Genomic DNA, 12,384 nt, shown 5'->3' on the forward strand with positions numbered 1-12,384 from the left:
TCAGGCCAGCAGCTCGTCGAGGCCGGCGACCAGCACGTCGCAGCACCGCTCGACCATGGCCAGCACCTCCCGGAAGCCGTCGTCGCCACCGTAGTACGGGTCGGGCACGTCGCCGGGGCCCGCGGGGTCGAGGTCGCGCAGCAGCCACACCCGGTCGGTGCGGCCGCCGACGTCGCGCAGGTTGGCCGCGTCCATGGCCAGCAGCAGGTCGTGGTCGTCGAGCCAGCGCTCGGCCCACTGCTGCGCGCGGTGGCGGCTGCCGTCGTACCCGGCGGCGGCGAGGCTGGCCGCGGCCCGCTCGTCCATCGGGTCGCCGACGTGCCAGCCGCCGGTGCCGCAGCTGTCGACCTCGACGCGGTCGTCGAGCCCGGCCTCGGCGACCTTGGCCCGCAGGACCGTGTCGGCGACGGGGGAGCGGCAGATGTTGCCGAGGCAGACCATGCCGACGCGGTAGCGGCCGGGCTCGCGGGGCGCGGGCAGCGCGGGGCCGGGGGCGGCGTGGGCGGTCATCGGCGGTCGTCCGCGTCGCCGACAAGACCGTCGACGACCCACGTCACGACCGTGATGATGATCGACCCGCCGAAGGCGCTCCAGAACCCGTCGACGCGGAACCGGATGTCGAGCGCGTCGGCCACCGCCCCGGTCAGCAGCAGCATCGCGGCGTTGATGACGAGCAGGAACAGCCCCAGCGTGAGGATCACGAGCGGGAACGACAGCAGCGTCACCACCGGCTTCACCACTGCGGTGACCAGGCCGAGGATCGCGGCGACGAGCAGCAGCGGCACGAGGTCCTCGCGCACCATCGGCCACCCCTCCCGCGGCCCGCCCGGGAACGCGATGCCGTCGAGCAGCCACGCCGCCGCCGCGAGGCCGAGCGCCGTGGTGAGCAGCCGCAGGATGATCCGCATGCCGTCGAGCATGGCAGTCGCGGGGGAGGGGGCTGTCGGGCCGGTGCGACGGTCAGGCATCGTCCGAGCCGGTCGTCCTGGCGGCCTGGTCGTATGACGGCCGCCCGACCACCCGACCGCCCGCGCGTGGCCCGGAGGCGGCCCGGCGGCGGTTCGGCGGGAGCCCGGCTAGAGCCCCAGCGCGTCGACGATCTCGGCCTCGGCGTCCTCGAGGTGGGTCTTGAGGAACGCCGTCGCGGCGTCGACGTCGCCGTCCTCGAGCAGCTGGACGAGCGCGACGTGGGTGTCGGCCTGGTCGTGGGCGTTGCGGGCGATCCGCTCGACCTGGGCGAGGGCCAGCTTGAGCTCGAGGACGAGGTTCTCGGCCATCGCGACCAGGCGCGGGCTGCCGGCGAGGCCGACGAGGGAGACGTGGAAGGCGAGGTGCAGGGAGTTGAGCTCCTGGTAGGTGCCCTCGGCCCGGACGGCATCGGTGTAGGTGCGCAGCGAGGTGCGCACGTGCTGGCGCTGCTCCTCGGTGGCCTCGCGCCAGCGGGCGACGCCGGCGCCCTCGAGCACCCAGCGTGCGGCGCAGACGTCGTGCACCAGCGCGCGCTCGGGCCGGACCACGTGGACGCCCCGGTGCGGCTCGCGGACGGCGAGGCCTTCCGCGACGAGCACGCCGAGCGCCTCGCGGATGGTCGGCCGGGAGACGCCGAGGCTGTCGGCCAGGGCCACCTCGCGCAGCGGCGTCCCGCTCTCGATCTCGCCCTCGAAGATGGCCCGGCGCAGTTCCTCGGCCGCGCGCTCGACGGTCGAGACGTGCTCCACGCGCAGCGTCGGGTAGCCCGCGGTGGTCTCCGCGGCGGTGCTCCCGGACGTGGTCATGGGGGACATCATGCCGATCCGCGGGGCCGCCGGACGGCGTACGGGGCCGCGCACTTGCCCCGAGGCCGGTTGCGCGCCATCATGGTCTTGTCAGATTGTCTGACAATCGAGCAGGACCTGCACCGAGGGGAGACCGGGTTGACCGAGCTGGGCTGGGGCCGCCACTACGTCGCCGTGGAGCCGACGCACTTCCGTGTGGAGTACGTCATCAACCCGTTCATGGACCCCGCGGTCCAGCCCGACCGCGCGCTGGCCTGGCGGCAGTGGCACGACATGGTCGGCACGCTGCGCGACCTCGGCGCCACCGTCGACGTGCTCCCGCAGCGCTCCGACGCCCCCGACATGGTCTACGCGATGAACCTCGGCCTCGGCGTCGTGCGCGAGTCCGGCGAGCGCCACGTCGTGATGTCGCACATGCGGTACGCGGAGCGCCGGATGGAGACCCGCTCCGCCCAGCCCTGGTTCGCCGAGCAGGGCTCCACCACCTCCACGGTCGGCCGCGACGGCGTCGGCGCCCACCTCGAGGCTGGTGACGCCTTCGCCTGGGGCGACGGCCTCGTCGTCGGCTACGGCCCGCGCACCGAGGAGCTCGCGCTCAAGCACCTCGCCACCGACCTCGGCGTCCGGGTGCGCGGTGTCCGCATCACCCACCCCGGCATGTACCACCTCGACCTGGCGTTCTGCCCGCTCGACGACCGCCGGGCCATGGTGTGCCCCTCCGCCCTCGACGACGCCTCCGCCGAGGCGCTGCTGGCGATCGTGCCCGAGCCGCTGGTGCTGACCGAGGAGGAGGCGCTGACCACGTTCTGCGCCAACTCGGTCGTCGTCGGCCGCACCGTCGTCATGCCCGCCTGCCCCGACCGGGTGCGCGCGCAGCTGGAGGAGTGGGGCTTCGAGGTCGTCGTCGTCGACGTCTCGGAGTTCCACAAGGGCGGCGGCTCGATCCGCTGCCTGACCAACCCGGTCGACGTCACCATCGGCCGCGACCTGCCCGCCGTCGCCGGCGGCGAGGTCCTGCTGCCCCCGGCCTGACCCCCGCGCCGACCCCCGCACCGGCCCTCGTCCGGGGTGTCGGACCCCCTCGCTACCCTCGGTCCACGTGTTCCCGGTCGGTGGGGTGGGCGTCATGCTCGCCGGAGTCGTGCTCTCGGGACTGGTGTGCCTGCTCCTCGCTGCCGCCCTGCGGCGCCGGCTCGGCCTCGTGGCGGCGTACGCCGTCGGCGGGCTGCTCTGGACGGTCGTGGTCATCGGCATCCTCACGCTGATCCCGGCCAACGGCGCGCCCGGGATCGTGCCGGCCGAGGGCCGGCTCGAGACGTGCTCGTGGGACATCGGTGGGCCGGCGCCCGACGGGTTCTGGATCTTCTCCGGCGGCCAGCGGCTGCTCAACCTCGCCGTCTTCGTGCCGGCCGGCGCCCTGCTCGTCGTCGCCGCCGCGCGGTGGCGGGCGGCCACCATCGTCACGGTGCCGGTGGGCCTGCTCGCGCTGGCGGCGTACAGCGTCGGCATCGAGTGGACCCAGCTCGAGCTGGCCCGCATCGACCGCGCCTGCGACGTCACCGACATCATCGACAACGTCAGCGGCGCGGGCCTGGGCGTGCTGGTCGGGATCCCGCTGGCGATGATCTTCCGGCCCTGGCGGAGTCGGTACCCGGCATGACCCGCACGCTCGTGATCACCCAGAACACCACCGTCGACGGGCGCGTCGAGATGCTCGACGACTGGTTCGACGACCAGGCCCAGGCCGACGACGGGGCGTTCCTCGCCGAGCACCGCCGCCAGCGCGACGCCTCCGACGCCCTGCTCGTCGGTCGCCGGACCTTCACCGACATGCGCGGCTACTGGCGCGACCTCGAGGGTGACGTCACGGGCGTCTCCGACCACCTCGACCGGGTGCGCAAGCACGTCGTCACCTCGACGCTCGCCGACGGCGACCTCGACTGGGCCGGCGCCACCGCCCTCCGCGGCGACGTCGTCGAGGAGATCCGCGCGCTCAAGGAGTCCGAGGGTCGCGACATCGTCTGCACCGGCTCCCTGTCGTTGCTCCCGACCCTCATCGAGGCCGACCTCGTCGACGAGTACCGGCTCTGGGTCTACCCCGTCGTCCAGGGCCGCGGCCGTCGGCTGTTCCCCGACGGCCGCCGACGCGACCTGCGGCTGCTCGAGGCCCGCTCCTTCGCCAGTGGCCAGGCCCTGCTCACCTACGCCGCTCGCTAGCCTGCGGGGCATGGGCACCCCGTCGTCGCCGCAGCCGCGCCCCAACGTCCTCGCCATCCCGGCCTACGTCGCCGGCAAGCCGCCGACGGTCCGACCGGGCATGACGGCGTACAAGCTGTCGAGCAACGAGAACCCCTACCCGCCTTTGCCCGGCGTCGTCGACGCCGCCACCCGCGCCGTCGCGGTGATGAACCGCTACCCCGACATGGGCAGCACCGCCCTGTACGACGCCCTCGCGACCCGCCTGGGCGTGCCGGCGACCGACCTCGCCGTGGCCACCGGCTCGGTCGCGCTGATCTACCAGCTCGTCAACGCCTTCTGCGCGCCCGGTGACGAGGTCGTCTACGCCTGGCGCTCGTTCGAGGCCTACCCGATCGCCGTCACCGCTGCCGGGGCCGAGTCGGTCAAGGTGCCGGTGACCGCCGACGGCCGCCACGACCTCGACGCGATGCTGGCCGCGATCACCGACCGCACCCGCATCGTCATGGTCTGCACTCCCAACAACCCCACCGGCCCCGCGGTCACCCAGGCCGAGCTCGACGCGTTCCTGGCCGCCGTGCCTGCGCACGTGGTGGCGGTGGTCGACGAGGCCTACCTCGAGTTCGTGCGCATGGACGACGCCGTCGACGGCCTCGCGACCTACCGCCGCCACCCCAACGTCGTGCTCTTCCGCACCTTCTCCAAGGCCTACGGCCTCGCCGGCTTCCGGGTCGGGTACGCCGTCGCCCAGGAGCCCATCGCCTCCGCCCTGCGCGCGGTCTCCCTGCCCTTCGGCGTCTCGGCGGTGGCGCAGGCCGCGGCCATCGCCTCCCTCGAGGCCGAGGACGAGCTGCTGGCCCGGGTCGGCGACCTCGTCGCCGAGCGCGACCGGGTCGTGGCCGGCCTGCGCGAGGCCGGCTGGGACGTCCCCGAGCCCCAGGGCAACTTCGTCTGGTTCGTCCTCGGTGACCGCACGGCCGACTTCGCCGCCGCTGCCGACGAGGCCGGCATCACCGTCCGCCCGTTCGCAGGCGAGGGCGCCCGGGTCAGCATCGGCGAGATCGAGGGCAACGACCGGCTGCTCGGGGTCGCTCGCGCGTTCGCGGGCTGAGCGCGGCTCGGGGCTGCAACCCCGTGTTCGCGGCACTACCCCCGCGGTCTACCGCAGGGGTAGTGCGGCGAACAGGGAGTTGCATGCCAGGAGTCCCCGCCGTGACAGGGTGCTCCCCGTGACGGTCCTGCGCGAGTACGCCGCGGGGGTGGCGCAGCCGACCCTCGACGGCAGCGTGGGACCAGCCAGCGGCCCGCGCTACGACGAGGTCGTCGGCCCCGACGGCGCGCTGCGGCCGGGCTGGAAGGCGCTGGCCGAGACGGCGGTCGGGGCGACCGGGCGCGACCTGCAGCGGGTGGCCGACGAGATCGCCCGCGCGCTGGAGGACGACGGCGTCACCTACACCCGCCCCGGCGAGCGCGCCGGCCGGTGGCGCCTCGACCCCGTGCCGTTGGTGCTCGACGCCGCGCAGTGGGCGCCGCTCGAGGTCGGGCTGGCCCAGCGCGCCGAGCTGCTCAACGCCGTGCTGGCCGACCTCTACGGCCCCCGCCGGCTGCTCGCCGAGCGCGTCGTCCCGGCGGCCGCGGTGCTCGGCCACCCCGGCTACCTGCGCGTCGTCGCCCGCGCCTCGGCCACCGACCCCCGCCCGCTCGTGCTGGCCGCCACCGACCTCGGCCGCGACCACCGCGGCGAGTGGCGGGTGCTGGCGGACCGGGCGCAGGCGCCGTCGGGCCTGGGCTACGCGATGGAGAACCGCCGCGTCGTCTCCCGCGTCCAGCCCGAGCTCTACCGCCAGGCCGTGCCGCACCGGATGGCGCCGTTCGTCAGCGCGCTCCGCTCCGCGCTGCTGCAGTCCGCGCCGGGCGACCTCGCCGACCCGCGGGTCGTCGTCCTCTCCCCGGGGCACCACTCCGAGACGGCGTACGACCAGGCGGCGCTCGCCTCGGCCCTGGGCTTCCCGCTGGTGCAGGGCAGCGACCTGGTGGTCCGCGACGGGTGGCTGCAGATGCGGGTGCCGGGGCGCCTGGAGCGCGTCGACGTCGTGCTGCGCCGCGTGGACGCCGCGTGGGCCGACCCGCTCGAGCTGCGGGGCGAGTCGCGGCTCGGCGTCGCCGGCCTGACCGAGGCCGTCCGCCGCGGCCGCGTGCGGGTGGTCAACGGCCTCGGCGCCGGCGCCCTGGAGAACCCCGCCCTCCTCGCCTACCTCCCCGCCGTCTGCGAGGCGCTGCTCGGCGAGCCGCTGCGGCTGCCGTCGGTCGCGACCTGGTGGTGCGGCGAGCCCGGCGGGCTCGAGCACGTCCTCGACCGCCTCGACGCCCTCGCCGTGCGCCGGCTCGACGGCCCCGCGGTCGACCTCAGCGGCCTGCGTCGCGAGACCCTCGTCGAGCGGCTGCTCGCCGAGCCCCACAAGTACGTCGGCCAGGAGCGCCTCGCGCTGTCGCAGTCGCCCGCGTGGGAGGCCGGGGCCGCGGTCGCGCGGCCGCTGACCCTGCGGGCCTTCACCCTGCGCTACGGCTCGGCCTACCGCCCGCTCGCCGGCGGCCTGGCCAGCACCGTCGAGGACGGCGTCAGCGTCGGCAGCCGCGACGTGTGGGTGCTCAAGGCCGAGCCCCGCGACCCCGACCAGGGCATCGTCGACGTCCTCCCGATGACCGCCGGCCCGAGCCGGGCCGGCACCGGCGCGCTCCCGCGCGTGCTGGAGGACCTCTGGTGGGTCGGCCGGTACGCCGAGCGGGCCGAGGACCTGCTGCGGCTGGTCCTCGCCGCGCACGCCCTGGCCGAGGACTTCCGCGACCGGCCCCGCACGACCGGCGCGACCGTGCTCGAGGTGCTGCTCGGCGCGGTGTCCCGGCTGGCCGGACCGGGGCCGCTGGCCGAGGGCGACCTCGACGCGGAGTTCCGCTCGGTGCTGCTCGACCCGCACCGCGCCGGGTCGGTCGCCCACGCCCTCGACGGCCTGCGTGGCGCGGCCAACGGGGTGCGCGACCAGCTCTCCCTCGACGTGTGGCGCGCCCTCGGGGGCGCCGACCGGGCCGCCGAGGTGCTGCGGGGCAGCGGCCACAGCCACCAGGTCGCCGAGTCCGCGGTCCGGATGCTCACCGGCACCCTGGCCCTGCAGGGCGTCACCGCCAACATGGTGCGCGACCCTGGCTGGCACATGATCGGCGTCGGCCGCCACCTCGAGCGCAGCCTGCAGGTCTGCCACCTGCTGGCCGCCACCACGACCGTGCGGCGCGGCATCGACGTCGACCGCGAGGTCCTCTCCGCCGTGCTCGCCGCCGCCGAGAGCGCCGTCACCCACCGCCGCCGGTACCGCGGGTCGGTCCGCCCCGGCGGCGTGCTCGAGCTCCTCCTCACCGACCGCGACAACCCGCGCTCGACCGCCTTCGCCCTCGACCGCGTCGCCGAGCACCTGGCCGCGCTGCCCGCCTCCACCGGGTCCAGCCGGCCCGAGCGGCTGGCCGAGGACCTGCGCGCCGACGTCGCGGCGGTCGACGTCGCCGGCCTCGTGGCCATCGGCGGCGAGTCGCGGCCCCACCTCGTCCGCTTCCTCGCCGAGACCACCGACCGGCTCACCCGCCTCGCCGAGGCCGTGGCCGAGGTCCACCTCACCAGCGGACCCGCCCCGCAGCCGCTCGGCGCCCTGGCCCCGCCCGGCCCCGACCTCGAGGCGGTGGCGCCGTGAGGTACCGCGTGCGCCACACGACCACCTACACCTACGACGCGCCGGTCACCGACTCGATCGGCCAGGCCCACCTCGTGCCGCGCTCGCTGCCGTGGCAGTCGGTGGCGTCGTACGCCGTCACGGTGGCGCCGCGCCCGGGCGACGTGACCCACGACCTCGACCACCTCGGCAACCACGTCACCTACTTCCAGGTCACCGAGCCGCACGACACCCTCGTCGTCGAGGGCGCGGGCGAGGTCGAGGTGACCGCGCCCGTCCTGCCGCCCGACGCCCTGGCCACGCCCTGGGAGGACCTGCGACCGCTGCGCGACCCGGCCCGGCCAGGCGCCTGGGCGGCCACCGACCTCGCGCTGCCCTCGCCGCTCGTCGACCACGACCCCGGCGTGACGGCGTACGCCGCCGCGTCGCTGGTGCCCGGCCGGCCCGTCGGCGAGGTGGTCACCGACCTCGCGCACCGCGTGCACGCCGACCTCGACTACGACAAGACCGCGACCACCGTGACGTCCACGGTGGTCGACACGTTCGCCCGGCGGGCCGGGGTGTGCCAGGACTTCGCCCACCTCGTGCTCGCCGGCCTGCGCGCGCACGGGCTGGCTGCACGCTACGTCTCCGGCTACCTCGCCACCGAGCCCCCGCCCGGGCAGCCGCGCCTCGTCGGCGCCGACGCCAGCCACGCCTGGGTCGAGGTCTGGCTCGGCGACGACACATGGCTGGCCGTCGACCCGACCAACGACACGGTGGTCGGCGACCGCCACGTGACGGTGGCCTGGGGACGCGACTACGGCGACGTGCCGCCGCTCAAGGGCGTCATCGTCACCGAGGCCCGCCGCTCGACGCTGGAGGTCGCGGTCGACGTCGCCCCCGTCGGGCCCTGGACCGGTGCAGCATGATGGCGGGCGTGGTGGAGGTCGTGCGCGTGCGTCGATGGTGGGCCGGGATCGTGGTCGCGGCCGTGCTGCTGACCGGCTGTGGCAACGACGAGCCCCCGCCCCCGCTCGACGACGGCGCCCAGGCCGTGCCGCTCGCCGGCCAGGGCCCGGCACTCGCCGAGGCCGACGTCGAGGTCGTCGCCGCCTCCACCCCGGCCGACGCCGACGGGGCCGCCGTCGTCGCCGCGCTGGGCGACGCCGGGGTCGACGACGCCACCGACGCCCGTGCCACCGACGTCCCCGACGACGAGCTCGCGCTCTCGCCCGAGGCCGTCGCCGGGCTGGTCTCGGTGGTCCGCGCCGGCGCCCGCCGCGTCGTCCTCGTCTTCGCCGACCCCTCCGGGGCCGCTGTCTTCGCCGCCGCCGACCGCGACGTGCTGCCCTCCTCCGCCCGGGCGAGCGACCCCACGGTGCTGCTCGCCGGCAACCTCGTCGCCCACGCCGCCCGCACCGCCGACGCCCCGGCCCTGCGCCAGGCCCTCGAGGCGCTCGCCGGCACGACCAGCCCCTCGGCCAGCCCCTCGGCCAGCCCGTCGGCCAGCCCGTCGGCCAGCCCGTCCTGATCCCCCGCGGGGGCGAGGTGTCGTCCCGGTGCGCCTGGGCAGGCTGGACCCCCGTACCCCACGACCCGCCCCACCCAGGAGAACCCAGATGAGCAACACCACCCCGCCCGGCTGGTACGACGACGGCCAGGGCGGACGCCGCTGGTGGGACGGCTCCCAGTGGGCGCCCCCGGGCCAGGGGCCCGGTGCCGGCCAGGGCGGGCCGACCCCGACCCAACCGCTGCCCCAGCAGCCCCAGCAGGGCTACGGGCAGCAGGGCTACGGCCAGCAGCAGGGCGGCCAGCAGGGCTCGCCGTACGGCGGCCCCGGCTACGGGCAGCAGGGCTACGGACAGCAGGGCTACGGACAGCAGGGCTACGGACAGCAGGGGTCGCCGTACGGGGGCCCGGGCTACGGCCAGCAGGGGTATGGCCAGCAGGGGTATGGCCAGCAGGGGTACGGGCAGCAGGGTCCGCACGGCTACGGGCAGCAGCCGCCCAAGAAGAAGACCGGCCTGATCATCGGCATCGTCGGTGGGGTGCTCGCGCTGGTCATCATCGGCGTCGTGCTCGCCGTCACCCTGGGCGGGGGCGGCGACAAGAGCGCGTCGGAGGACGACCCCCGCGACACCGTCCTCGCGCTGGTCGCCGCGGTGGAGGACCAGGACTGCGGCGCGGTCAAGGACCTGCTGACCGGCGCGGCCGCCTCGGACTTCGAGGAGGCCGACTGCGAGACCGGCCTCGACCAGGAGGCCCCCGAGGGCTTCGACAGCTCCGACGTCCAGCAGGAGGTCGGTGACGCCGAGGTCGACGGCGACTCCGCCACCGTCCCGGTCACCACCACCTTCCAGGGGCAGTCCTCGACCGCCGAGTACGAGCTGGAGAAGGTCGACGGTGCCTGGAAGATCTCCGACATCGGCTTCGGTGCCGCCGGGTCCGACCCGAGCGCCGAGGCGCCGTCGGCCGAGGCGCCGAGCGTCGACCCCGGCGAGGTGCCGTCGTTCGACCCGAGCGACCTGCCGAGCTTCGACCCCGGCGACGTGCCGTCGTTCGACCCCGAGAACCCCGACCAGTACCTCGAGGACCTGGAGTCCCAGCTCGAGGAGCTCGAGTCGCTCTCGCCCCCGGCGGGCTGAGTGAAGGCGTTCCGCTGCCGCGTCTGCGGCAACCCGCTGCACGCCGAGAACTCCGTCTGCGTCTCCTGCGGCACCTCCCTCGGCTACTCCCGCGAGGAGCAGGCGATCGTGCCGGTCGACGAGCAGGGCCGGTACGCCGACGCGACCGGCGTCAAGTGGTGGGTCTGCACCAACCTCGGGCTCTCGGGCTGCACCTGGCTGGCCCCGCGGCCCGGCGGGCAGTGCTCGGCCTGCGACCTGACCCGCACCCGGCCGGCTGACGGCGACGCGGTGGGCCTGGAGCAGTTCCCGGCCGCCGAAGCGGCCAAGCGGCACCTCGTCGCCGAGCTCGACGGCCTGGGGTGGTGGCTGGTCGACCGGGTCCGCGACCCCGAGGGCGGCCTGTGGTTCGACATGCTCTCCAGCGTCTCCGACGACGTCACGATCGGGCACGCCGACGGGGTCATCACCATCGACCTCGCCGAGAGCGACGACGCCCACCGCGAGGAGGTGCGGGCCAGCCTCGACGAGCCCTACCGCACCATGCTCGGCCACCTGCGCCACGAGGTCGGCCACTACGCCGAGTGGCAGCTCGTGCGCGGCGAGAGCCGGATGGCGCGGTGCCGGATGCTGTTCGGCGACGAGACGGTGAGCTACCAGGACGAGATCGACCGCCACTACGCCGAGGGCCCGCCGGCCGACTGGGCCGAGCGCTACATCTCGACCTACGCCACGATGCACCCGTTCGAGGACTTCGCCGAGACCTGGGCGCACTTCCTGCACATCACCGACAGCGTCGAGACCGCCCGGTCCTACGGGCTGCTGGTGGGCGTGCCGACGCCGGCCGGCACCCGCTTCCGTGACCTCGTCACCGAGGTGTGGGCGCCCTTGTCGATCGCGCTCAACCAGATGAACCGCAGCATGGGCAAGCACGACTTCTACCCGTTCGTCATCCCGGCGCCCGTGCTCGACAAGCTCGAGTTCGTCGCGGGGCTCCTGCCGCCGCGCCGCTGACCCGTCCCGATCCCACGGGGGAGGCCGGGGGTGGCGCGCGGGTGCCATGATGACCGCCGCCGACCCCGACGCCACAGGAGACGACATGACCCAGGGCAGCACCCCTCCCGGCTGGTACGACGACGGCCAGGGCTCCGAGCGCTGGTGGGACGGCTCCCAGTGGACCGACCACACCCGGCCCGTCGGCGGCGGCCAGCCCGGCCAGGGTGACCAGCCCGGCGGCCAGGGCGGCTCGTCGGCCGAGCCGACCCAGTTCGGTGGCTCCGGCCAGCCGGGCCAGGCGGGCCCCTCCGACGCGTCGGGCGGTGGCGACCGTCCGCAGCTGGGCAAGCCCCGCAGCGACGACCCCGACGCCACCCGGATCGCGCCGCCCGGCAGCCGGCCCGACCTGTCGTCGTACGCCCAGGGCGGAGCGGCGGGCACGGGCCAGGCTCCGCCGTGGGGACAGCCGGGCCAGCAGCCGGGCCAGCCGGGCCAGCCGGGCCAGCCGGGCCAGCAGGGCTACGGCGCCCCGCAGGGCTACCCGGGCCAGCCGGGCCAGCCGGGCCAGCCGGGCCAGGGCGGTCAGCCGGGCCAGAGCGGCTGGGGTGCGCCGTACCCGCCCCAGGGCGGCGGCTCGGGCGGCGGCAAGGGCCGGGGCAAGCTGATCGCCATCATCGGCGGCGCGGCCGCCGCGGTGCTCGTGCTCGTGCTGGTGCTCGTGCTGGTCCTGCGCGGGGGTGGCTCGTCGCCGACCGCGACGGTCGAGGACTTCTTCGACGGGGCGGTCGACCAGGACTGCGACACCGTGGAGCTGATCAGCAACGAGTCGCTCGGCACCGACGCCGACGGTCGCCAGGACGCGGTCGACGAGGCCAAGAAGCAGTGCGAGGACAGCGGGGAGAGCTTCACCAGTGCCGAGGGCGAGGGCTGTGACCTCGAGGTGACCGACGAGCAGGTCGACGGCGACACGGCCACGGTCGACTACGAGATCACCGGGTGCGACAACCCCGACTCCAACGAGAGCGGCTCGTCGTTCGACCTCGTCAAGGAGGACGGCGACTGGCGGATCAACTTCGCGGTGGGGTGATTCCCGGA

At 75.3% G+C, this 12,384-nt stretch carries 13 protein-coding genes; 10 read left to right on the plus strand and 3 right to left on the minus strand.

Annotated elements, in window-relative coordinates:
• The 3 genes from FJQ57_RS10965 to FJQ57_RS10975 all read right to left on the minus strand — a co-directional run bounded on the left by FJQ57_RS10965 (nt 1) and on the right by FJQ57_RS10975 (nt 1,775).
• Complete coding sequence (locus tag FJQ57_RS10965; protein ID WP_139980095.1) at nt 1–510, minus strand: low molecular weight protein-tyrosine-phosphatase; 510 nt, start codon at nt 508–510, stop codon at nt 1–3.
• Nucleotides 507–908, minus strand: coding sequence for a phage holin family protein (locus tag FJQ57_RS10970; protein ID WP_139980097.1), 402 nt, complete (start codon nt 906–908; stop codon nt 507–509). Before FJQ57_RS10970 ends, FJQ57_RS10965 begins: the two co-directional genes overlap by 4 nt.
• A gap of 168 nt (nt 909–1,076) precedes the next feature.
• Nucleotides 1,077–1,775: a GntR family transcriptional regulator gene (locus FJQ57_RS10975; RefSeq protein ID WP_170219383.1), complete on the minus strand. Its 699-nt coding sequence runs from the start codon at nt 1,773–1,775 to the stop codon at nt 1,077–1,079.
• A 138-nt stretch (nt 1,776–1,913) separates the two neighbouring features.
• Between FJQ57_RS10975 and FJQ57_RS10980 the strand changes: the two genes are divergently transcribed.
• The 10 genes from FJQ57_RS10980 (at nt 1,914) to FJQ57_RS11025 (ending at nt 12,376) form a co-directional block, all read left to right on the plus strand.
• Nucleotides 1,914–2,807 (plus strand): dimethylarginine dimethylaminohydrolase family protein, encoded by an 894-nt coding sequence (locus FJQ57_RS10980; protein WP_246081741.1) that lies wholly within the window; start codon nt 1,914–1,916, stop codon nt 2,805–2,807.
• 94 nt (nt 2,808–2,901) lie between these two features.
• Entirely contained in the window at nt 2,902–3,435 is a 534-nt protein-coding gene (locus FJQ57_RS10985) for a VanZ family protein (protein ID WP_139980101.1), read from the plus strand.
• Nucleotides 3,432–3,992: a dihydrofolate reductase family protein gene (locus FJQ57_RS10990; RefSeq protein ID WP_139980103.1), complete on the plus strand. Its 561-nt coding sequence runs from the start codon at nt 3,432–3,434 to the stop codon at nt 3,990–3,992. The genes FJQ57_RS10985 and FJQ57_RS10990 overlap by 4 nt, the downstream gene beginning before the upstream one ends.
• A gap of 10 nt (nt 3,993–4,002) precedes the next feature.
• Nucleotides 4,003–5,082 (plus strand): histidinol-phosphate transaminase, encoded by a 1,080-nt coding sequence (gene hisC, locus FJQ57_RS10995; RefSeq protein WP_139980105.1) that lies wholly within the window; start codon nt 4,003–4,005, stop codon nt 5,080–5,082.
• Between the two features lie 118 nt (nt 5,083–5,200).
• Nucleotides 5,201–7,708: a circularly permuted type 2 ATP-grasp protein gene (locus tag FJQ57_RS11000; RefSeq protein WP_139980107.1), complete on the plus strand. Its 2,508-nt coding sequence runs from the start codon at nt 5,201–5,203 to the stop codon at nt 7,706–7,708.
• A complete protein-coding gene (locus tag FJQ57_RS11005; RefSeq protein ID WP_139980109.1) occupies nt 7,705–8,598 on the plus strand; it encodes a transglutaminase family protein in 894 nt (297 codons plus the stop codon). The genes FJQ57_RS11000 and FJQ57_RS11005 overlap by 4 nt, the downstream gene beginning before the upstream one ends.
• A gap of 8 nt (nt 8,599–8,606) precedes the next feature.
• Nucleotides 8,607–9,200: a hypothetical protein gene (locus FJQ57_RS11010; protein WP_139980110.1), complete on the plus strand. Its 594-nt coding sequence runs from the start codon at nt 8,607–8,609 to the stop codon at nt 9,198–9,200.
• A gap of 88 nt (nt 9,201–9,288) precedes the next feature.
• Nucleotides 9,289–10,314, plus strand: a complete 1,026-nt coding sequence (locus FJQ57_RS11015; protein ID WP_139980112.1) for an Rv0361 family membrane protein — start codon at nt 9,289–9,291, stop codon at nt 10,312–10,314.
• Nucleotides 10,315–11,307 carry a zinc-binding metallopeptidase family protein gene (locus tag FJQ57_RS11020; protein WP_139980114.1) on the plus strand — a complete coding sequence of 331 codons (993 nt, stop codon included), beginning with the start codon at nt 10,315–10,317 and terminating at the stop codon, nt 11,305–11,307.
• Between the two features lie 85 nt (nt 11,308–11,392).
• Complete coding sequence (locus FJQ57_RS11025; RefSeq protein ID WP_170219384.1) at nt 11,393–12,376, plus strand: Rv0361 family membrane protein; 984 nt, start codon at nt 11,393–11,395, stop codon at nt 12,374–12,376.
• Nucleotides 12,377–12,384: the final 8 nt, after the last annotated feature.

Origin of the sequence: Nocardioides litoris (assembly GCF_006346315.1) — a bacterium.
In the GTDB taxonomy this organism is placed as follows: Bacteria; Actinomycetota; Actinomycetes; order Propionibacteriales; family Nocardioidaceae; genus Nocardioides; species Nocardioides litoris.